Source organism: Tardiphaga sp. GW821-FHT12E02 (genome assembly GCF_058807155.1).
The window spans coordinates 5,284,819-5,305,594 of record NZ_JBXAQK010000001.1; the positions used below are offsets into that span (position 1 = coordinate 5,284,819).

Sequence of the window (20,776 nt, forward strand, 5' to 3'; positions counted from 1 at the left end):
AGCCTTCGGTGAGGGGAAGCCTCCACAAGCTCGGAGCCAGTGGAGAGCCCCCTCACCCGACTTCCACGCGCTCCGCGCGTTACAGTCGACCTCTCCCCGCAAGCGGGAGAGGTATACGGCCCTACAAATTGGCGGCGCCGAAAACTTCCTTGTACCAATCCGCGATCAGCTTCGGATTGATGCGCCCATCGACGATGAAGACGCCTTGCGCGCCGTTCTCGACCCAGTGCTTCACGGCATCGAGATCGGCGAGCGTCTTCACCACGCAACCATCCGCGCCATAGCCGCGTGCGATCGCTGCAAAATCGGTGACCGGAAATTGCGCCATCGCGGCGGAATAGCCTTCGGGCACGAAATGATGCACCTCGGCGCTGTAGGCGCTGTCGTTATAGATGAAGATGCAGATGCGCCTCTTCAATCGCACCGCGGTTTCCAGCTCCGCGATCGACATCAAAAAACCGCCATCGCCGACGGCCAGCACGGTCAGGCGATCCGGCTGCGTCACGGCGGCGCCGATCGCGCCGGCAAGGCCGAGGCCGATGGACTGGAAGGCAATCGGAATACACCAGCCGCGATAGTCCGGCACCGAGAGATAGCGCACCACCCAGCCAACGAAGTGACCGCCATCGACCACGATGGTCCGGTCCTTTGGCAACAGATCGTCCATCGCCTTGCTGAGCGTACGCGGATCGATATGCTCGGCCGTGCTCGTATCGTCATAGACGGAATTGCGATTGCTCTTGGCGTGGATCACGGCGGCAACATCCGGCGTGCGCCAACCGGGGCCAATGTCATTTCCATCGAGTGCATCCAGCAAGGCCGTGGCGACCTGCGATGCATCGCCTTCCAGTTCGAGATCGACCGGACGATGCACACCGATACGTCCCTTCTCGACATCGACCTGCACGAGCTGGGCGTGATCGTCGATCAGCTTGCCCTTCTTCGTGGTCCACATGTTCAGCGACATGCCGAAAGCGAGGATCATGTCGCTTTGCATCATCAGCTCAGTTGCGGCAGGCGACGAGAAGCCGCCCGCAACATCGAGATTCCACGGATGACCGGCAAACATGCCATGCGCCTGCACCGACGTCGCCAGCAGCGCGCCGAGCTTGTCGGCGAGTTGCACCAAAAGTGATTTGGCATCGGCGACGATGGCGCCATGGCCAGCGAGGATCAGTGGACGCCGCGACGATTTGATCGTCGCGACAAGTTCGTCGAGCTTGGTCGCATCAAGCGAACGGCGCGGCGTGAGCGGCGGATGTCGCTTGCCCATGGTCGCCGTGACCGGCATCTCCTGCACATTGATGGGCAGGCTGAGCACCACGGGCTTGCGCTCCTTGATCGCGCGCGCGGCGGCATTCCAGGTTTCAAGATACGCGGTTTGCGGATCGGTGATCTGGCGCCAGTCGCCGCCGACGGCATGCACGAGCTCGGATTGATTAAACGCAAACGCCGATTGCTTGTCGCCGGTGACGACATCGCCGGCGAGCACGAGCAATGGCGTGTCGCTTTTCGCGGCTTCACCGATGCCGGTGATCGCATTGGTGAGACCAGGGCCGGCCGTGACGCTGACCACCACAAGATCCCGTGTCAGGCGCGCGGACACGTCGGCCATGCTCACCGCGCCGCCTTCATGGCGCGCAGGGATGAATTCGACACCGAGATCGGTCAGCGCCAGCGTCACCTTGAAATTGGCGCCGCCGACCAGGCCGAAACAGCGCTTGGCGCCGATATCGGCGATCGCGCGCGCCACGGCGCGCCAGACCGGAATTGAATCGGGCACGTTTGCAACCCGAACTGCTGAAGACGACGTCATGCGGTCACTCTGCTGAAGGCATTGATGGTCGCGACATTCAAGGATCGGGCCAGAAAGTTTAGGCCTAAAGGAATTTAGCAAAATCCCGGCGGTCCCGCCATCAGACTATCGTGACAACGACAAAACCGCCCTCGCCGGTCGCGGCGATGACGGTTTGCAATGCAATAGCTGAATATACGGACGGTTTAAGCTCTGCCGACTGCCGCCATGCTGAGCAGATCATCAACACGGCGCGGCGCCGCCGCGTCTTCGAGCGAGGCGCGCAGGGCTTCGATATCCGTCGCCTGCGGTCGCCAACCACATGGGCAACCGCCATCGTGATGGGCAGCGGCGACTTCGCGATAGGTCTGGCCGAGCGCCGAAGCCAGGAGCTTCATCACCACATCGGGCGGCAGGCGCGAACTGTCCAGCACGCGGCAGAACGTGGTCATGATGGCCTGGTTGAGATAGGTCTGCGCGGAATTCTCGTCGGTGATATCGGCGGCTTTGACCGGCTGTGGCAGCATGAGCTTTCCCTTCGCGACCCCACGCCTGAATAGGCTTTGAGGTCGCACCGCTCAACCGCTTTCCGGGCTCCCGCGCTTAGAAGCCCTGTAGCTTTGAATCGCTCGAAATGTGAACCCGTAGGGCGGATGAGGCGAAGCCGTCATCCGCCGCGGAGTTTCAGCTTTGAATTCGGCCGGCGGATGACGCTGCGCTTATCCGCCCTACGATGCCACCAAGTGTAGTTATTCCGCTGCCTGCACGGCCACACCATCGGCATCGCGATGCAGCGCTTCGAGACAGGCGACTTCATTCTTCGAGCCCATGATCAGCGGAATGCGCTGATGGATTGCGGTCGGTGCCACATCGAGAATGCGCTGGCGGCCGGTTGATGCCGCACCGCCTGCCTGCTCGATGATGAAGGCCATCGGGTGGGCTTCATAGACGAGGCGCAGGCGACCATCGCCGTAGCCCTTGCGCGCATCGCCGGGATACAGGAACACGCCACCGCGCACGAGGATGCGATAGGCTTCGGCGACCAAAGCTGCGATCCAGCGCATGTTGAAGTTCTTCGCCTTCGCGCCCTCTTTGCCGGCAAGGCACTGCTCGACGAAATCGCGCACAGGCGCTTCCCAGTGGCGATGGTTCGAGGCGTTGATGGCGTATTCGGCGCAATCGGCGGTGATCTGCACATTGGCGCGAATGCGCTGATAGCTGCGCGTAGCGCGATCGAGCGTGAAGATGTGGACGCCATCGCCAAGCGTCAGCACCAGCGAGGTCTGCGGACCATAGACGACGAAGCCGGCGGCGATCTGCGTGTGGCCGGGCGACGTGAACGGCACCTTGCCGGCGACGGATGGCACGATCGAGAAGATCGTGCCGACGGTCATGTTGGTTTCGATATTCGACGAGCCGTCGAGCGGATCATAGGCGATATCGATGAGGCCGCCGCCGTCGCGGATATCGGCGGTCTCCGCTTCCTCGGATGCCAGCGCGCCCCATGGGACATCCTTCAGCGCGGCGCGGACCATGTCATCGGCGATGACATCGAGATCCTTCTGCACGTCGCCATCGGCATTCTCGCTGCCCTGGGTCGCGCCCGTGATCCCGGCCAGGGCGCCGCGGCTGATCAGGTCCGAAATTGCGATGGATGCCTTGGCGAGCGCATCGACCGCAGCCGCGGTGGCCTGACGGAGCGGGTCCGTGCCGGCGAATTGGGCGGTGTGGCGGAACAGGTCGAGCGGGGCGGTCATTACGTCTCCGGGAGGCAGGTCTGGCCGTGGTTCTGACACGCAAGGATGCCGCCCGACAAGGCTGGAACCGTTCTAACCCGCGGAAACTTGTGGCATTTCCCGCGGCTGGTATGGTGCCGGCCGCAATTGACGGATGTTCTGACCGGAGACCTCATGACGACGCCCCAGCCCACCGCGCCCATCAGCGTCGTGACCGAGCTTTATCGTTCCACCAAGACCCAGCACACCGACGCCGAGCGTTCCGGCATCATCAATGACATGCTCCGCGGCGAGGCCAGCCGTGAGGGCTATATCCTGCTGCAGCGGAACCTGCTGCCGGCCTATCAGGCGCTGGAGGCCGGGCTCGAGGCGCATCGCGATACGCCGCTGCTGGCCACGCTTGCCGCTTATCGGCTGGATCGCGCATCGGCGCTGAAGGCCGATCTGGAAGCGCTGTGCGGTGGCGATTTTGCGAAGGTGCCGGTGCTTGCGGAAGGCGCTGCCTATGCCAAGCGGATCGAGGATGCGGCGAAGGGCGATGGCGAATTGCTGATCGCCCATGCCTATACGCGCTATCTCGGCGATCTCTCGGGCGGCCAGATTCTGAAGAAGCTGCTCGCGAGGAAGCCGGCGCTAACGCCGAATGAGCTGACCTTCTACGACTTCCCCGCCTATGCCGATCTCGCAGCGCTGAAGAGCGACTATCGCAACGCGCTGGACGAGGCCGGCAAGCGCGCGGTGAATCCGCAGGCGATCGTGGATGAAGGATCGGTGGCGTTCCAGCTCAATACCGATATTTCCTGGGCGGTGCAGGCGGCGATCGAGAACGCGAAGGTTTAGTAGCAACTCTCACTGTCATCACCCGCGAAAGCGGGTGATCCAGTAAACGCAAAGGTCAGTGTCTACTGGATCGCCCGGTCAAGCCGGGCGACGACAGATTGAGTGAGCTTTATCTCCAGCTCACCAGTGGCGGCATCGAGCTCAATATCGTCTCGGTGTTGCCGCCGGTCTGCAGGCCGAACATCGTGCCTTTGTCGTAGAGCAGGTTGAACTCGACATAGAGCCCGCGCGTTTCCAATTGCTGTGCGCGCTCGTCATCCGTCCACGCTTCCTGCATCCGCGCGCGGACGATGCGCGGGTAGACAGCGAGAAACGCCTCGCCGACATCGCGGGTGAAGGCAAAGTCCTTGTCGAAATCATTGCTCAGCTGATCGTAGAAAATGCCGCCGACGCCGCGCGCTGTGCCGCGATGCGGCAGGAAGAAGTAGTCATCGGCCCAGGCCTTGAACTTCCTGTAGTAGCCGGGATCATGCGCATCGCAGGCGGCGCGCATGGCATCGTGAAAGATGATCGTATCCGGCGCATCGTCGCGGCGCTGCGCGGGCAGCATCGGCGTGAGATCCGCACCGCCGCCGAACCAGCCCACCGAGGTCGCGAGAAAGCGCGTGTTCATATGCACCGTGGGCACGCGCGGCGAGCGCGGATGCATGATCAGGCTGATGCTGGTGGAGACGTAATCGAGCTGCCCGCCACCGCCCGGCATGGCGCGCGCCATTTCCGGCGACAGTTTGCCATTGGCCGATGAGGTGTGAATGCCGATCTTCTCGAACAGCCGGCCGCCGGAGAGAAAGCCGCCGACGCCGCCGCCGCTGCCGGTGTTGCGCGTCCATGGCTTGAAGGTGAATTGCGCCGGACTGCCGGGGAACAGCGCCTCCGGCGCCTCGCGCTCCAGCGTCTCGACTGCACTGCAGATGCGATCGCGCAGGGATTCGAACCACACTCTGGCGCGGGCGCGCTGCTGATCAATGGTGGCTGCAATGTCTGAGGTCATCGGCTTCTTGGGAAATGGGATCGTATTGCTCATGCGCGTTATATGCGGCTTTGGTCCGCCATGACACCTTGAGATATATCAAGAATGCGGACACCCTGTGGCGCGCGCCTCGCCAAGCGGCATGCCAGCGTGTATCACGAGCCGCAGATCCTTCGTCCTCACTTGCGGAACATACCCTTTGTCCCAGCCTGCAAAGCCCTTTCTCGATGTTATCTGCGGCGCGCGCGCGAGCACGCCGCCGCTGTGGATGATGCGGCAGGCCGGGCGCTATCTGCCGGAATATCGCAAGGTGCGCGAGACCGCGGGCGGCTTCCTCGATCTCTGCTTCAATCCGGAATTCGCCACCGAAGTGACGCTGCAGCCGATCCGGCGCTTCGGCTTCGATGCGGCGATCATCTTCTCGGACATTCTGGTGATCCCCTATGCGCTCGGCCGCAGCGTGCGCTTCGAGGCCGGCGAAGGGCCGCGGCTCGATCCGCTGGATACGCCCGAGCAGGTGGCGACGCTCGCGCGCGAGGCGGATTTCACCAAGCTCGATCCGGTGTTCGAGGCGCTGCGCCGGGTGCGTGCGGCGCTCGATCCGAAGGTCACGCTGATCGGTTTTTGCGGCGCGCCGTGGACGGTGGCGACCTACATGGTGGCCGGGCGCGGCACCCCCGATCAGGGCCCGGCGCGGATGATGGCCTATCGGCATCCCGACGCCTTCAGCGCGATCATCGATGTGATCGTGGAGAACTCGATTGCGTATCTGCTGCGCCAGCTCGAGGCCGGCGCCGAGGTGCTGCAGATTTTCGATACCTGGGCCGGCGTGCTGCCGGCTGCGGAATTCCAGCGCTGGTCGGTGGAGCCGACCAAGCGCATTGTCGCCGGCGTGCGGGCGAAGGTGCCGGATGCAAAAATCATCGGCTTTCCGCGCGGCGCCGGCGCGCTGCTGCCGTCTTATGTCGCGGCCACCGGCGTCGATGCCGTGAGCATCGACTGGGCGGCGGAGCCCGGCTTCGTGCGCGAGCACGTGCAGAGCCGCGTCGCCGTGCAGGGCAATCTCGATCCCTTGGTGCTGATCGCCGGCGGTGCCGCGCTCGATCGCGCGGTGGATGATGTGCTGGCGAATTATGCGGGCGGACGTTTCATCTTCAATCTCGGCCATGGCATCCAGCCGGAAACGCCGGTGGCGCATGTGGAGCAGATGGTGAAGCGGGTCAGGGATTTTTGCGGGTAGCTCCCTCTTCTCCCTCCCCCAAGCAGCGCAGATGCGCAGCGGGGAGGGTGGTGAGAAGCGAGCGTTCAGCGAGCTTCGCGACGGGTGGGGTCTCTCCCCACGCGACGTCCTTCCGTGGGATTGACCCCACCCGGCGCTACGCGCCACCCTCCCCGCTGCGCGGCTGCGCCGCTTGAGGGAGGGAGTCCACGCGCTTCCGCGCGTCATGGCCTCAACCTGTCAAACAGCCACGTCAGTCCTGAAAACACGCGATTCCTGAAAACACGAGATCGCATTCTCGCGGCGCCCATGGCGTCCGAGCTATGAGCATTTCCCCTCGAAACATGAGGGGAGGCAGCACGCCGTAAGGCGCGTTTGGTAGCTTCTGACGCCATCCGTGCCTGCCGGATCGCCGGCAAACCCGAACGACGCAACGCCTTACGGCGCGCCACCGCGACGTCTTGCCAGCCGAAGGACCGTTCTTCCGGGTACTGGGCGCTCGCTTTTCAGAAAGCCATCCGGCAGGTTTCCCTGCCTTCGCCCGCACCACGTCCAGCCGCGCTAGCGGCAGGGCCCCGTATTGGACCCGGACGGCGACCTCCAGCCGCCCGAGTGCCGGGGGATACGTCCTCCCCCTGCCCGCAGGCGCCGCATCTCACTTCCGCTCAATGACGCCTCATGAAGCGCCCCTCGCGAAGGAGACGGCCGAATAACAACCTAAAGGCGATTTCTTGTCAAGAACAAAATAGGAACATTGAGCGCGCGACACCGGCGCCGGCCGCGCCACGGAGCGGAGACGGCGCCTGCCGCAACGGGCTGTTGATGGCATGCATGCCCTGCGTGCATGGGCTTTGACTCTTGGCACGGCGCCGTCCACAAGCCGCGCATGGCCAAGAAACCCGGTACCAATCCCAAAGGCGAATTCGCCTTTTTCAACGTCACTTATGTGGACGGCTCGCAGCGCTCGAACCGCCGCGTCCCCTCGGAGCTGCTCGGCGGCCTCGACGGCGACGAGCCGGCCAAGCAGGCGATCGCCGACCAGGACGCCGAGATCGCCGAGAAGAGCGGCAAGCCCCCGATCGAGATCGCCAGCGTCGAGCGCGTTGGGGCGAAGAAGAAGTAAGAGCTTCGCACTAGCAGCATTTGGATTTGAAATGGCCGGGCTTTGTCCCGGCTGTTTTGCGTTCAGCATTCACGCTCCGAGGGAGAACAACGCCGCGCTGATAAGACCCACTTGACGAAGATGCGCCGCTCAATTCAAGGTTGCTGATATTTTAAGCGATAGTTGGTGAGTCTTATGGAGCTGTCCCAAATCGCCGTGACTTCACTTCGTTTGAATCCGCACAATGATCGACACGGCGCGCTTCGCGATGAGTCATCGGCAATCCATTGGCTTCTCGAAAATCGTACGATGCATATGCGAGCGCTAGCGACCGACCTCGCCACCACGAAACGCTTATTCGAACATCCCCTCGTTCAGAAGGATGGAGAAACGTACACTGTTTTTGATGGCAACCGCAGAACGTGTTGCATCAAGTTGTTACTTGATCCCACGCGCGCTCCAAGTGAAAGTTGGCATCATTTCTTTTCTGGCTTTAACAGAGAAGAAATAGGTGAAGCTTTCTCGCAGATAGAATGCGAAATTGAGCCTGACATCACCATTATAGACGAGAAGCTTTTCCGGCGGCACACCGGCACTCAAGAAGGCGTGGGCCAAAGCCAATGGGACCCCGAAGGCAAATCCCATTTTCTTCAGAGAACTGGCAAAGACAGCATCGGGCTAGCTGAATCGATCGAGAAGGCACTGAAAGCTGAACGACTGATTGCCATCGACACTCAAATACCCTGGTCTAACCTGGAGCGACTGCTCAGTTCAGAACCCATCAGAAGACGAGCAGGAATCTCGTTTACAAGCGGAAACCTTATCTATTTGGGAGAAAAACAAGACAATCTCCAAACGCTTAAGCGTATTGCATTAGATCTAACAAATCGCCGGATTGTACTGGGCGATCTCTGGAACAATGAAAAGAAAAGCCAATATCTTGACCGCTTAAAAAGCGACGGACTATCGATCGATAAGTTAAGCGCCCCTCGCACTCGTACTCTCGATGCAAATAAACAAGCTACTAACTCGGTCTTAAGGCCCCAAACTAGAACGCGCACTCCGAAAGAAAAGCACTTAATCTCAAGCGCCGACCAAAACCCTTTTGTGCGATTTCCAAACCTAGAACGTGCAGAGAAGATTTGGCGAGAACTTCAGTTCACCCTCCAATTCGAAGAACACGACAACGCTATCGCCGTCTTGATGCGCGTCTTGTTGGAAATTGCGATCAATTACTACGCCAGAGAACAAGGAATCGTATTCTCTCAGAACGACAACTTCGCTCGTCGCGCCTCTGCCGTCGCAGATTCGATGCTGAACCGAGGATTTATCGACAGTCGAGGCCGGAGCATTATTCGAAAGTTCGAGAACGACAAACCTATAGTGTCTGCACATTCGATGCATCAGTACGTTCATAACGCCAACTTCCACCCAGCAAAATCCGACATGAAGGCAATCTGGAACGTAATAAGGCCGCTAGTAATAAACTCCGTAAACTAGACGCTCCATTTTCTATATTGATCTTTTAAGGACCTTCGCTGAATGCAAAGAATTCCGCTCAGTTCCGTTCAAGGATGGCTCGTCATGGGATCTATTAGATTCCCGAGCGCAATCCGATCTCCCTGTCCACGCTGTGGAGAGAAAGTTATATTCGCCCTTGAAGATCGACTAGATGACACTGCAAGATTAGCAGTTGCGTTCAGAGCACGATGCCCCGCCTGTAGGGACTTCACTTCATTTTGGGCAATACGCGGCGATAAAAATCCGTCTGGAGACGATAAAAATCCAGAGGCTATTTTTATGTACCCTGAACTTCAGAACTACTATCCAACGCCTGAATTCTCAAACGATGTTCCAGCACCTCTACAGCGTTCGCTAATATCGACGATCGACGCATTCAATTCGAAAAATTATGTTGCGACCACGGTGGGTCGGCGAACTCTAGAGGGAATCTTCAATTACCTTCTTCCCGAAGAAAAACGAAAGGCATCACTGGCTAAATTGATCGAGTTAGCCAAGAGCGAGATTGATCTAGCTGCACCTTTATCAACTCTATCTCATGCCATACGAGATGGCGGAAATTTGGGCGCTCATTTCGACATGGAAAATGAGCCAAGTGAAATTCTTGCGCGACAGATGGTTGAGCTTTTAAATTACTTGGTTTCGTACTTGTACGTATTACCGAAAGAAATCGAAAAACTGGAACAAAGTTTAGGGCGAGAGTAGCTCGACTTTACCACCCACCTCACGCGATTTCGTTCCATCGTTTTGATTACATCTTTTCGATACTCTTGAACGAGATGCACGGTCCGCTGGCAGCCACAGCTAAGGTCGCTGACTTTTGAAGGAGGGTCAGGAAAGCGGTGATCCACCCGGATCACCGTCTCGCCGTCATGGATTGACGGGTCAAGCCCGACAACGATAGGAGAGCGTACGGATTACGCCGCAGCCCTTTCGTGCTTCGACTCCCTGATCTCCTCGATAATCTTCTTCGAGAACGCTTCAAGGTCGCCCGGATTGCGCGAGGTGACGATGCCGCTGTCGGTGACGACGGGCTTGTCCTCCCACTTCGCACCCGCATTGATCACGTCGGTCTTGATGGAATGATAGGACGTCATCTTGCGGTTCTTCGCGATGCCGGCCTCGACCAGCAGCCACGGCGCATGGCAGATCGCGGCGATCGGTTTGCCGGCGGCGTAGAACGCCTTGATCAGCGCCAAAGCATCTTCATTGACGCGCAGGAGATCCGGATTGATCTGGCCGCCCGGCAGCACCAGCGCGTCGTAATCGCTGTCGGTGGCGCCGGTGAGCGCGACGTCCACCTTCACCGCCTGGCCCCAGTCATCGCCGGACCAGCCGCGAATGACGCCGGCTTCGGGCGAGGCCACATGCACCTCGGCGCCGGCCTCGGTGAGGCGATCGCGCGGCACTTCCAGTTCGGACTGCTCGAAACCATTGGTGGCGAGAATGAGAACGCGCTTGCCGGTGAGTTTGGCTGACATGAAGAACTCCATCGCTGTTGGTGATGCAGGACCAATGACGAGCGATGGGAGACGTTCCCGGCTTCGCGCGATGCGCTTCGCCGGGCGCGGCCCGGAGGGAGGCGTGTCGATGGAACGACGTTGCGTGGGCGTCACGCGGGCCCTCCCCACGAGGGCAGCGTCATCGGATGGGGCGAGGCGTGGCTGAGGATAGCGCTCGGCCTGCATGGTTCGAGACGCCCGCTTCCGCCTTCGCTCTTCGAGCTACGGCGGACAAGTCGCGGGCTCCTCACCATGAGGGTCTTCGGTCGCGCCAAACTCGTCCCTCATCCTGAGGAGCGGCCTTCTCGGGCCGCGTCTCGAAGGATGGCCGCGGGCTGTTGCGACGACCATATGCGATAAGCCTGCCCGCAGGCCGGGGGGAGCACTGCGTGCGGAGCTTGAGGCCACGCAAAACGGCGGATCTCGCGATCCGCCGTTTCGGTGGTCCGGGTAAATTGCGTTATGCGCGGGCGCTGGCGGTTTTTTTCGCGGCGCGGCGCGGTTTTGCGGCCAGTTCGCTCGGGGCGGCGGCTTCGCGCTCGAGACGCTCGGCACGCAGGCGCTCCATATTGGAGTACAGCGCGGCTTGCGTCTTCTCGTGCTCGGCCATGGCCTTTTCAGCGTCCTTCTGACGCATCAGGTTACGTTCAGCTCGCTCAATGGGAGTGAGCTTGTGCGGGACTGATTGTTCAACTTGATCTGTCATGCGGGGATAACGCACGGGAGCGCATCAGGTTCCATGCGTGGCGGAGCTTCTGTCGCATGTCCGCAGGCAACCAATGACCGATGGCACGGATCGTTCCGGACCGCCGGCCAATCGGCGGCGCAACGCAAAACGGCGGACCGAAGTCCGCCGTTGTGACCGGGAGCCTGTCGCCATCCTGCGAGACGCCGCTGCGCGGCTCCTCAGGATGAGGGCTTGCGTTAGTTGTCCAGGAACGAGCGCAGCTTGCGGCTGCGGCTCGGGTGCTTCAGCTTGCGCAGCGCCTTGGCTTCGATCTGGCGAATACGTTCGCGCGTCACCGAGAACTGCTGGCCGACTTCTTCCAGCGTGTGGTCGGTGTTCATGCCGATGCCGAAGCGCATGCGCAGCACGCGCTCCTCGCGCGGCGTGAGCGACGCCAGAACACGCGTCGTGGTCTCGCGCAGGTTCGACTGGATCGCCGCATCGATCGGCAGCACCGCGTTCTTGTCCTCGATGAAATCGCCGAGATGCGAGTCTTCCTCGTCACCCACCGGGGTTTCGAGCGACAGCGGCTCCTTCGCGATCTTCAGAACTTTTCGAACTTTCTCCAGCGGCATGCCCAGCTTCTCAGCCAGTTCCTCAGGGGTCGGTTCGCGGCCGATCTCGTTCAGCATCTGGCGGCTCGTGCGCACGATCTTGTTGATCGTCTCGATCATGTGCACGGGGATGCGGATGGTGCGGGCCTGGTCGGCGATCGAACGGGTGATCGCCTGCCGGATCCACCAGGTGGCATAGGTCGAGAACTTGTAGCCGCGGCGATATTCGAACTTATCGACCGCTTTCATCAGGCCGATATTGCCTTCCTGGATGAGATCGAGGAACTGCAGACCACGGTTGGTGTATTTCTTGGCGATGGAGATCACGAGGCGGAGATTGGCCTCGACCATTTCCTTCTTGGCCTGGCGCGCTTCGCGCTCGCCCTTCTGCACGCCGTGCACGATCTTGCGGAATTCGCCGATCTCGAGGCCGGTCAGTGCCGCGAGCTGCTGGATCTCGCCACGCAGCTCCTTGATGCGGTCCTTCTCGATGGCGACGAAATTCTTCCAGCCCTTGGCCGAGAGCTTCGAGACGCGGTTGAGCCAGCGCGGATCAAGCTCCGAGCCCTGATAGTTGCGCAAAAAGTCTTCGCGGCCGACGCCGTGGCTGTCGCCGAGACGCATCAGGCGGCCCTCGAACGACACGAGGCGCTTGTTGATGTCGTAGAGTTGCTCGACGAGGCTGTCGATACGCGCCTGGTTGAGGCGCAGCGACTTCACCTCGACGACGATTTCGTCCTTGAGCTTCTTGTATTTGCGCTCCTGCGACGGCGACAGCGACGGACCCTGCGACGAGCTTTCCAGCTGGTTCGCGATGTCCTGTTCCTGCAGCTTGCGCAGCTTCTTGTATTCGGATGCGATCTTGTCGAAGGTCTCGACCACCTTCGGCTTCAGCTCGGCCTCGATGGCGGCGAGCGACATCTGGTTTTCGAACTCGTCGTCGTCCATGTCGCCGTCGGCGGCGCCTTCGGACGTGCTGTCGCCGGCAGGCTGGGCTGCCGGCTGCGGACGGCCGCCCTGGGCGGGACGGAACGGGGTCGGCTGCGCCGGTGCAGAAGGCGGTGCCGCGACGGCGCTCTCGCCCTCGCCGCCTTCACCGTCGCCGGTGGGGCCGGCGATCATCGCAGGATTGACGCCGCCCTTGCCTTCGGGGCCGGCGTACGTCGCTTCGAGATCGATGATGTCGCGGAGGAAGATCTTGCCTTCGGCGAGTTCGTCGCGCCAGATGATGATGGCCTGGAAGGTCAGCGGGCTTTCGCAGAGGCCTGCGATCATGGCCTCGCGGCCAGCCTCGATGCGCTTGGCGATGGCGATTTCGCCTTCGCGCGACAAGAGCTCGACGGTGCCCATCTCGCGCAGATACATGCGCACGGGATCGTCAGTGCGCTCGCCCGGCTCCGACTTCTTGACTTCGGTGACGGCCTTGGAGGTGACTTCAACGAGTTCGTTATCGGTCTCGTCGTCGTCTTCCTGCTTCTCCTCGTCGTCCGAGTCGTCGTTCTCGGACACGTTGATGCCCATCTCGGAGAGCATCGACATGATGTCTTCGATCTGTTCGGGCGAGGTCTGGTCGGAGGGCAGCACTTCATTGAGCTGATCGAACGTCACGAAGCCGCGCTTCTTGGCGTTCTTGATCATCTTCTTGACGGCAGCGTCGGACAAATCCAGCAAAGGCGACGGCGCGTCGGCGGCATCCTTCTCGGGCGTATCCGCTGCCGCGTTTTCCTTGTCCTTGGTCTGCAGCGTCTTTGCCTTGGTGGCCATTCAATGCTCCTGAAACGCGCTCACGCCGGGGGCGCATCCGCACCCCACCATCTCATCTCGTGCCGGTCGACTTGCTCATCACTTGCGTGACGGTCACTTGCATGACGGGATGACGCGCAAAGGGCGGCGCTGGTCTTTCGCCACCCTCATCGTCATACCCGGTTTGTCGAACGCGGCTATTCAATCTCTGCTCAAGGCTTTACCCGTGAAGGGCTTAAGCCCGGATTAACCCTGTTTGTGCCGCCAAACCATGGTTTTGGCGAGTCTTTTTGCCCTTGGCAACCGTTCCGTCCGCAGCAAATGTTGGTCACTGGCTACGCTGGAACCGGCCGGACAACTCGCCAAATCCCTCGATCAGCGCCTCGGTCCCGTCCACCTCGGCAAGCCGTGCCTTCACGTCGCGGAGCCAACCATAATGGGTTTCACTGGCCTCCGCGCCCAGAGCGAGCTCGGCATCCTTCAGCTCCCTAAGTAGTGAATGGTACTGGCGATGCAAGGCGACGAGCTGCATCCAGGTGGCCAAAACATCCTCGCGCGCAGCGCCGGGCTGCGAGGCCCACACCGCCTGGACGGTGATCGCCTGCTCAACCTTCTGTAATTGCTCGGAAAATCCTGCCTTTACCAGGTCTTCACGCATTTCCGCGCTTTGCTCGGCTTCGTCGCCATGATGATGCTCGTGGGCGAAGGCAGCGATGATCCCTGCATGCAGGCGGTGCATTTCCGGATGCGCCAGTTCGAGGGCGGCGACCTCCTCAAGGCGGTCGTGCAGGAGCCAGGGGTGGTTGATCAGGGATTGCAGGATCAGCGCCTCGCGCCGCGAGATGGCGCTGCGCTGACCGCGCATGATCGACGATGTGGCGAGCTGCGCACTGACGGCCTGATAAGGTCCGCGGCCCAGAACCTGGCTCGCGGTGAGCGGCACACCACGATTATTGGCACTGATTCGCGGGACGAAAGGCTGGCGCGCGGCACGCTGGAAGTTGCCCTGCTGGCCGCCGCGAGTCCCGCCACCGCTGCGCGCGCCACCGCCGAACTGGCGATAGAGGCGCTCGGCCAGATCCTGGCGATAATATTTCTTCACGACATCGTCGCGGATGCCGTTGGAGATCTCCCCGATCCGCGCCTCCAGCGCCGCGCGGCGCTCGGGGGTGGAGAAATCACCGGCGGCGATCTCGCGGGCCCAGATCAGATCCGACAGCGTGCCGGCCGCGGCGATGACATCCTCGATGGCCCCGCGGCCGCCGGAGCGGGCGAGATCGTCGGGGTCCTGCCCTTCCGGCAGCAGCGCAAAGCGCAGGCTCTTGCCGGGCTTGAGATGCGGCAGCGCCAGCTCGGCCGCACGCCAGGCGGCCTTCTGGCCGGCGCGGTCGCCGTCGAAGCAGAGGATGGGCTCATCCACCATCTTCCATAGCAGCTGCAACTGGTTTTCGGTAAGCGCGGTGCCGAGCGGCGCGACCGCGCCGGGGAAGCCGACGCCGACCATGGCGATGACGTCCACATAGCCTTCGACCACAATGATGGGCGCGCCGTCATGGGCGGCTTTGCGGGCCATGGGGAAATTGTAGAGATTGTCGCCCTTGTGGAAGAGCGGCGTTTCCGGCGAATTCAGATACTTTGCCGGCACGTCCTTCTTCAGCGCGCGACCACCGAAGGCGATGATGCGGCCGCGGGCATCGGTGATGGGAAACATCACGCGATCCCGGAAGCGATCATAGGGCACCGGGATGTCGTCGCCGCCGATCAGCATGCCGGTCTCGATCATGTCGGGCACGGGAATGCCGGCAGCACCAAGATGCTCCTTCAGCGCGAAACGATCTTCCGGCGCATAGCCCATGCGGAACTGGAGCTGGGTCTGCGGGCCGATGCCGCGATCGGCGAGATAGCCGCGCGCCTGTGCGCCATGGCGCGAGGTCAGCGTGTCCTGGAAGAATTTTGCGGCGATCTCCATGACGTCGTGCAGCGTCTTGCGGCGCTGCTCCTGCCGTGCGGCATCGGGCGTGGCCGCAGGGATCGGCATGCCCGCCATGGAGGCGAGCCGCTCGACGGCCTCGACGAAACCGACGCCTTCGGTCTCCATCACGAAATCAAAGATGTTGCCGTGCTTGCCGGTGGAGAAGTCGTGGTAAAACTGCTTCTGGTCGTTCACCGTGAAGGACGGCGTCTTCTCCTGATGGAACGGCGACAGCCCCTTCCACTCCCGCCCCGCCTTCTTCAGCTTGACGCGTTTGCTCACGACTTCCGAAACCGGAAGCCGGGCGCGCAGTTCTTCGAGGAAATGGGGCGTGAAACGCATGATGGCCCATGCATATAGGGCCTCGGGTGGTTTAGGCCAGATATTGCGGGATCGGGCCCGTTATTCACAGGGGAACCGGATGGCGCCACAGCCTCCGCCCTCATCCTGAGGAGCCGCGCAGCGGCGTCTCGAAGGATGGCCGCACACTCCGACCAGGCCATGCATGGTTCGAGACGGCGCTTCGCGCCTCCTCACCATGAGGGCTGAGTGCGTGGCCAAATGTTGCCCTTGAATTCTCCGCAGTTCCCCTTTTAACAAGCCCCATGTTCACGACTTTCCGAGGTGGCCAGACCGGCACGTGGCGGGTGCTCTCCGTCGCGCCCGTGACGGGCGAGACGCTGCCGACCATGCCCGCATTGTCCGTCACCCATGCCGACGCCATTTCGCTGCCGCCGGCGCCATCGAGCAGTTCGTGGCGCCTGATCGGCGTCGCCAGCCATGTCCGCTATGTGGAGCGTCTCGAGAAGATCGCACTCAACAAGGTGCAGGCCGGGCTCGGCCGCCCGGAGGCGACCTGCGCCGCGCTGATCCCGATCCGCAAGAACAGCGCGTGGTGGCTGATGAGCCAGAACGAGCGGCGCCGGATTTTCGAGGACAAGTCCCGCCATATCGCCGACAGCCTGAAATACCTGCCGGCGATTGCCCGCCAGCTCTATCATTCCCGCGATCTCGGCGGGCCCTTCGATTTCCTCACCTGGTTCGAATATGCGCCGGCCCATGCCGAGCGTTTCGAGGAGCTGGTCGCGATGCTGCGCGAGAGCGAGGAATGGCAGTTCGTGGAGCGGGAGGTGGATGTAAGGCTGGCGCGGGTGACGTAGCGGCGCGCACCGCCCTCGCGGCAGGCGCCCGAGAATCCAACCTGCATGGCTCCCATCCAAGATGGCGGCTTACAGTGTGGCTAGGCATGGGTCATATCGGATCAGCCCTCCCGCCCGCCTGAAAGTCTCCATGCCCTCTCCCGCCGAACACCACGCTTCTGCCGAAGGTCCCGGCGGCTGGCTGATCCTCGCATTTGCCATCGCCTGCGGCATCACCGTCGCCAATATCTATTACGCGCAGCCGCTGGTCGGGCCGATCAGCGAGAGCTTTGGCCTCGATTTGTCGAGCGCCGGCGTGATGCTGACCATGGTGATGTTCGGCTATGTGCTTGGCCTGTTGTTTCTCGCGCCGCTTGGCGATCTCGTCGAGAACAAGGCGCTGATCCTGACCACGCTGGGCGCGCTGGTCGTGAGCCTGCTGATCGCGGCCGCGGCGCCGAGTGCCGGCGTGTTCATCGCATCGACGATGCTGGTCGGCCTCACGGCTGTCGCCACACAGATGATCCTGCCGGTGGTCGCGCATCTCGCACCGGAACGGCGGCGCGGACAGATCGTCGGCACCGTCATGAGCGGATTGCTGTTCGGCATCCTGCTGTCGCGGCCGCTTGCCACCATGGTCGCCGGTTCGTTCGGCTGGCGCGCGGTGTTCGTGATGTCGGCGGCGCTGATGTGCGGCGTGCTCGTCTTGATGATGATCACGCTGCCGCGGCGCCAGCCCGAGCACAGCCTGACCTATGTGCGGTTGATCCGGTCATTGTGGACGCTGGCATTGACCACCCGCGTGCTGCAGCAACGCGCGACCTATCAATGCCTGCTTTATGGCTCGTTCAGCCTGTTCTGGACGGCGATGCCGCTGGTGCTTGAGCAAGCGCCCTTCTCGTTCGGACACATCGCCATGTCAGCCTTCCTGCTCTCCGGTGCCGGAGGTGCGCTGATCGCACCCTGGGCCGGCAAGCTCGCCGATCACGGCCGCGGCGATCTCGTGACGGTGACCGCCATGTTGCTGGTGCTGGCGAGCTTCGTGGTGACCTGGATCGGGGGGCATGCAGGCGGCGCCACCGCAGTGATCCTGTTCGTAATCGCGGGCATTCTGATCGACGCGGGAACGCAGAGCAATGTGGTGGCCGGTCAGCGCGCGATCTATGCGCTGGCGTCGGCCACGCGCAGCAGGCTCAACGCGCTGTTCCTGGCCGGCGCCTTTTTCGGCGGCGCCGTCGGTTCGGGCTTCAGCGGATTTGCCGTTGCACGTGGCGGCACGACGATGATCGCCGTCATCGGCATGGGCGCTTCACTGCTGGCACTGGCGCTGTTCGGGCTGGAAGTGGCAAGCCGGACGAAGCGGAGCTAGGGCGCGAGGAAACGGCCGGACACGATGCGCTTCGCCTCATCCACGGGGCGGTTGTAGATATAGGTCCACGCCTGCACGACGCTGCCGTCACCGAACGTCACCGGCAGCAGTTCGCGCAGATAAAGCATGGGCTCTTCCTGCTCCGGTCCGATACTTTCGTAATCGTCGAGCACGGCGAGCAGCGTGTCGGGATCGCGCATCCGGAACAGATCGCCATGGACGATGTCGGCTTCGGCAGCTGCATGGAGCAGGCCCGGATAATGGGTGATCATGTAGAGCCTGCCGCCGCATGAGGCGTCGCCGAGAAAATCTGCGGATGATGCCAGCAGCTTCGACATCGGATGATCGAAACCGCGCATCAGGGTGCCATAAACGAAAACCAGATCCGACATCGTGCCCTTCAAACTGTAAAACCCTGATCCGCAGGCGGATCGTATCGCCAAATGCGCGTCCACTGCACATTCATTTGCGCGATCCCTGCGCTATATTATGCGGGAATCATGATCGCGATCACGGGATATGTCATTGGACCACGCCGCCGCCGAACTGCGCCTGGATGCCGACGAGGTCGATCCGGTTCATGACCTGAACCCGGACAGCGCCTCGCCCTTCCTGTTCACCAGCGACCATTATGGCCGCATCATCCCGCGCATGCTCGGCGATCTCGGATTGCCTTCCAGCGAGCTCACCCGACACATCGCCTGGGACATCGGCATCGCCGGTGTGGCCGAGCGCGTGGCGACGGCGATGAACGCGCATCTCATCGCCCAGCGCTATTCGCGCCTGGTGATCGACTGCAACCGGCCGCCGGAGGCCGTCAGTTCCATCCCGCTGATCAGCGAGGCCACCACGATTCCCGGCAATGATGGCCTCACACAGGAGGCCAAAGTGCGCCGGCGCGAATTGTTCTTCGATCCGTATCACCAGCGTATCGATGCGGTGATCGATGCGCGGCTGGCGGCGGGGCAGCCAACGGTGCTGATGTCGCTGCACAGCTTTACGCCGGTCTATGCCGGCATCCAGCGCCCCTGGCACATCGGCACGCTGTATCAGCATGACCGCACGCTGCCGCCTTTATTGCTGCAGCATCTGCGCGCCGAGGGCGATCTGGTGGTGGGCGACAACGAGCCCTATGCGGTCTCCGATGCCACCGACTACACGATCCCCGTCCATGGCGAACAGCGCGGACTGATGAATACCGGCATCGAGATCCGGCAGGACCTGATCACGGATGAGAGCGGCCAAGTGGAATGGGCCGAGCGATTGGTCCGCATCTTCACCGAGATCGAGGCGACGCTGGTGACGCCGCGGGCATCGCACGCGTGATCAACGCGCCCGTGTGAGCGCCAGCCAGACGCCACCGCCGATCATGAAGCCGCCGGAGATGCGCGACAGCAATCGCGTGCGCCGCGCCGAGAAGAATTTTCGCGCACGGCCGGCGGCGACGGCGTAGATGACATCGGTGACGCCAGCGGCGACCATGAAGGTGGCGCCGAGAATGCCGACCTGCAGAAAGTGGTTCTGGTCGAGATCGACGAATTGCGGGATGAAGGCGCCGAAGAACACCAGCACTTTCGGATTGCTGAGCAGGACCGCCAGCCCCTGCAGGAAGAAGCCGCCACGTGGCGGTGCCGGCGGCGCATCGGTATCGATCCCTTCGATGGGCGCACGCACCAGCTTGATGCCGAGCCAGACGAGATAGGCCGCGCCAAGGAAGCGCACCCAATCGAACCAGTAGCCCATGGTGGCCATCATGGTGGTGAGGCCGAAGGCGACGATGGCGATGACCACAGCAAGACCAACCTGCGTCCCCGCGATGGTCACCAGCGCCGCGCGCGTGCCGTAGCGCAGGCCATTGGCGATCACCAGCGTGACATTCGGGCCGGGCAGCAAGGCCAGCGCGATACAGGCGACGACAAAAGTGAGATAGACTTGCAGGGACATCGGCGTTTCCGGTCGGCCTTGTTATCACCCAAGCGTAGCAGACCCTGAAGCCGACGCAAAACGCCTTGCGGTCCGCGCTTTCATTTGCTTGCCTGTCGCCGCGACCAGGGGATGGATGCCATGATCGATACCGCAAAGTTCACGCCCGCCATCGTCTATACCATCTATATCGCATCAACGCCGGAGCAGGTGTGGCAGGCGCTGACATCGGCCGAATTCAGCCGGGCCTATTTCCATGGCTTCGATGTTGTCGTGGACGAGACAGTCGGCGGCGCATTTCGCGTGCTGATGCCGGATGGCGCGCTGCATATCGGTGGCGAAGTGATTGAATATGATCCACCGCACAAGCTCACTGTGACGTTCGACGTCAACTGGCCCGGGCTCGTCGAGGCGCTGGGATCAACGCTGGTGAGTTATGAGATCGAGCCGGCCGGCGAGGCCGTGAAACTGACGCTCACGCAGTCGCAGGACCGCGCGCTCAGCGACGACATCCTATCCGGCGGACGCTCCGGCTGGCCGGCGATCCTATCGAACCTGAAGAGCCTGCTGGAAACAGGCCGTGTTGCGAGGATCGACATGGCTCCGCCAACACGCATGCTGGCCGCGTTGAAGGCGCTGGGGATCAAGCTGCCGGGCGAGTGAA

19 protein-coding genes are annotated in these 20,776 nt (G+C 61.9%); 9 read left to right on the forward strand and 10 right to left on the reverse strand.

Translation table 11 applies throughout. The features are described 5' to 3' along the window. Window positions 1–121: 121 nt before the first annotated feature. The 3 genes from AC1RQ5_RS24840 to AC1RQ5_RS24850 form a co-directional block, all read right to left on the reverse strand. Window positions 122–1,783, reverse strand: coding sequence for a thiamine pyrophosphate-binding protein (locus AC1RQ5_RS24840; RefSeq protein WP_493202529.1), 1,662 nt, complete (start codon window positions 1,781–1,783; stop codon window positions 122–124). A 218-nt stretch (window positions 1,784–2,001) separates the two neighbouring features. Then, window positions 2,002–2,322, reverse strand: a complete 321-nt coding sequence (locus tag AC1RQ5_RS24845; protein WP_493202531.1) for a hypothetical protein — start codon at window positions 2,320–2,322, stop codon at window positions 2,002–2,004. Between the two features lie 222 nt (window positions 2,323–2,544). Next, the gene (locus tag AC1RQ5_RS24850) at window positions 2,545–3,552 is read right to left on the reverse strand and encodes a class 1 fructose-bisphosphatase (RefSeq protein WP_493202533.1); all 1,008 of its coding nucleotides are present in this window, start codon (window positions 3,550–3,552) and stop codon (window positions 2,545–2,547) included. Window positions 3,553–3,705: 153 nt separating this feature from the next. On the opposite strand from AC1RQ5_RS24850, the gene AC1RQ5_RS24855 reads away from it, so the two are divergent. Further along, window positions 3,706–4,371: a biliverdin-producing heme oxygenase gene (locus AC1RQ5_RS24855; protein ID WP_493202535.1), complete on the forward strand. Its 666-nt coding sequence runs from the start codon at window positions 3,706–3,708 to the stop codon at window positions 4,369–4,371. 109 nt (window positions 4,372–4,480) lie between these two features. On the opposite strand, the gene hemF is transcribed toward AC1RQ5_RS24855, so the two are convergent. Beyond that, complete coding sequence (gene hemF / locus AC1RQ5_RS24860; protein WP_493203556.1) at window positions 4,481–5,362, reverse strand: oxygen-dependent coproporphyrinogen oxidase; 882 nt, start codon at window positions 5,360–5,362, stop codon at window positions 4,481–4,483. Between the two features lie 178 nt (window positions 5,363–5,540). Between hemF and hemE the strand changes: the two genes are divergently transcribed. The 4 genes from hemE to AC1RQ5_RS24880 all read left to right on the forward strand — a co-directional run bounded on the left by hemE (window position 5,541) and on the right by AC1RQ5_RS24880 (window position 9,888). Continuing rightward, a complete protein-coding gene (gene hemE / locus AC1RQ5_RS24865) occupies window positions 5,541–6,581 on the forward strand; it encodes a uroporphyrinogen decarboxylase (RefSeq protein ID WP_493202537.1) in 1,041 nt (346 codons plus the stop codon). An 865-nt stretch (window positions 6,582–7,446) separates the two neighbouring features. Continuing rightward, the gene (locus AC1RQ5_RS24870) at window positions 7,447–7,683 is read left to right on the forward strand and encodes a hypothetical protein (protein ID WP_398484452.1); all 237 of its coding nucleotides are present in this window, start codon (window positions 7,447–7,449) and stop codon (window positions 7,681–7,683) included. A gap of 174 nt (window positions 7,684–7,857) precedes the next feature. Beyond that, the gene (locus AC1RQ5_RS24875; protein WP_493202539.1) at window positions 7,858–9,162 is read left to right on the forward strand and encodes a hypothetical protein; all 1,305 of its coding nucleotides are present in this window, start codon (window positions 7,858–7,860) and stop codon (window positions 9,160–9,162) included. Window positions 9,163–9,462: 300 nt separating this feature from the next. Further along, window positions 9,463–9,888, forward strand: a complete 426-nt coding sequence (locus AC1RQ5_RS24880; protein ID WP_493202541.1) for a DUF4145 domain-containing protein — start codon at window positions 9,463–9,465, stop codon at window positions 9,886–9,888. A gap of 212 nt (window positions 9,889–10,100) precedes the next feature. On the opposite strand, the gene AC1RQ5_RS24885 is transcribed toward AC1RQ5_RS24880, so the two are convergent. The 4 genes from AC1RQ5_RS24885 to dnaG all read right to left on the reverse strand — a co-directional run bounded on the left by AC1RQ5_RS24885 (window position 10,101) and on the right by dnaG (window position 16,023). Next, complete coding sequence (locus AC1RQ5_RS24885) at window positions 10,101–10,664, reverse strand: type 1 glutamine amidotransferase domain-containing protein (protein ID WP_493202543.1); 564 nt, start codon at window positions 10,662–10,664, stop codon at window positions 10,101–10,103. A gap of 481 nt (window positions 10,665–11,145) precedes the next feature. Next, window positions 11,146–11,391 (reverse strand): hypothetical protein, encoded by a 246-nt coding sequence (locus tag AC1RQ5_RS24890; RefSeq protein WP_398484667.1) that lies wholly within the window; start codon window positions 11,389–11,391, stop codon window positions 11,146–11,148. Window positions 11,392–11,609: 218 nt separating this feature from the next. Beyond that, window positions 11,610–13,730: an RNA polymerase sigma factor RpoD gene (gene rpoD / locus AC1RQ5_RS24895; protein WP_493202545.1), complete on the reverse strand. Its 2,121-nt coding sequence runs from the start codon at window positions 13,728–13,730 to the stop codon at window positions 11,610–11,612. 307 nt (window positions 13,731–14,037) lie between these two features. After that, entirely contained in the window at window positions 14,038–16,023 is a 1,986-nt protein-coding gene (dnaG, locus tag AC1RQ5_RS24900) for a DNA primase (RefSeq protein ID WP_493202547.1), read from the reverse strand. 263 nt (window positions 16,024–16,286) lie between these two features. Here dnaG and AC1RQ5_RS24905 point away from each other — a divergent pair, with 263 nt between their 5' ends. Both AC1RQ5_RS24905 and AC1RQ5_RS24910 read left to right on the forward strand, forming a co-directional pair. Next, entirely contained in the window at window positions 16,287–16,841 is a 555-nt protein-coding gene (locus AC1RQ5_RS24905) for a chlorite dismutase family protein (protein WP_493202549.1), read from the forward strand. 130 nt (window positions 16,842–16,971) lie between these two features. Further along, the gene (locus AC1RQ5_RS24910; protein ID WP_493202551.1) at window positions 16,972–18,189 is read left to right on the forward strand and encodes an MFS transporter; all 1,218 of its coding nucleotides are present in this window, start codon (window positions 16,972–16,974) and stop codon (window positions 18,187–18,189) included. On the opposite strand, the gene AC1RQ5_RS24915 is transcribed toward AC1RQ5_RS24910, so the two are convergent. Further along, a complete protein-coding gene (locus AC1RQ5_RS24915; RefSeq protein WP_493202552.1) occupies window positions 18,186–18,581 on the reverse strand; it encodes a gamma-glutamylcyclotransferase family protein in 396 nt (131 codons plus the stop codon). The two genes, AC1RQ5_RS24910 and AC1RQ5_RS24915, sit on opposite strands and share 4 nt — an antisense overlap. Window positions 18,582–18,708: 127 nt before the next feature. Between AC1RQ5_RS24915 and AC1RQ5_RS24920 the strand changes: the two genes are divergently transcribed. After that, window positions 18,709–19,515, forward strand: a complete 807-nt coding sequence (locus AC1RQ5_RS24920) for an N-formylglutamate amidohydrolase (RefSeq protein WP_493202554.1) — start codon at window positions 18,709–18,711, stop codon at window positions 19,513–19,515. Here AC1RQ5_RS24920 and AC1RQ5_RS24925 read toward each other — a convergent pair whose 3' ends face one another. Further along, window positions 19,516–20,133, reverse strand: coding sequence for a LysE family translocator (locus tag AC1RQ5_RS24925; RefSeq protein WP_398483251.1), 618 nt, complete (start codon window positions 20,131–20,133; stop codon window positions 19,516–19,518). 120 nt (window positions 20,134–20,253) lie between these two features. On the opposite strand from AC1RQ5_RS24925, the gene AC1RQ5_RS24930 reads away from it, so the two are divergent. Beyond that, window positions 20,254–20,775 carry an SRPBCC family protein gene (locus AC1RQ5_RS24930; RefSeq protein ID WP_493202557.1) on the forward strand — a complete coding sequence of 174 codons (522 nt, stop codon included), beginning with the start codon at window positions 20,254–20,256 and terminating at the stop codon, window positions 20,773–20,775. Window position 20,776: the final 1 nt, after the last annotated feature.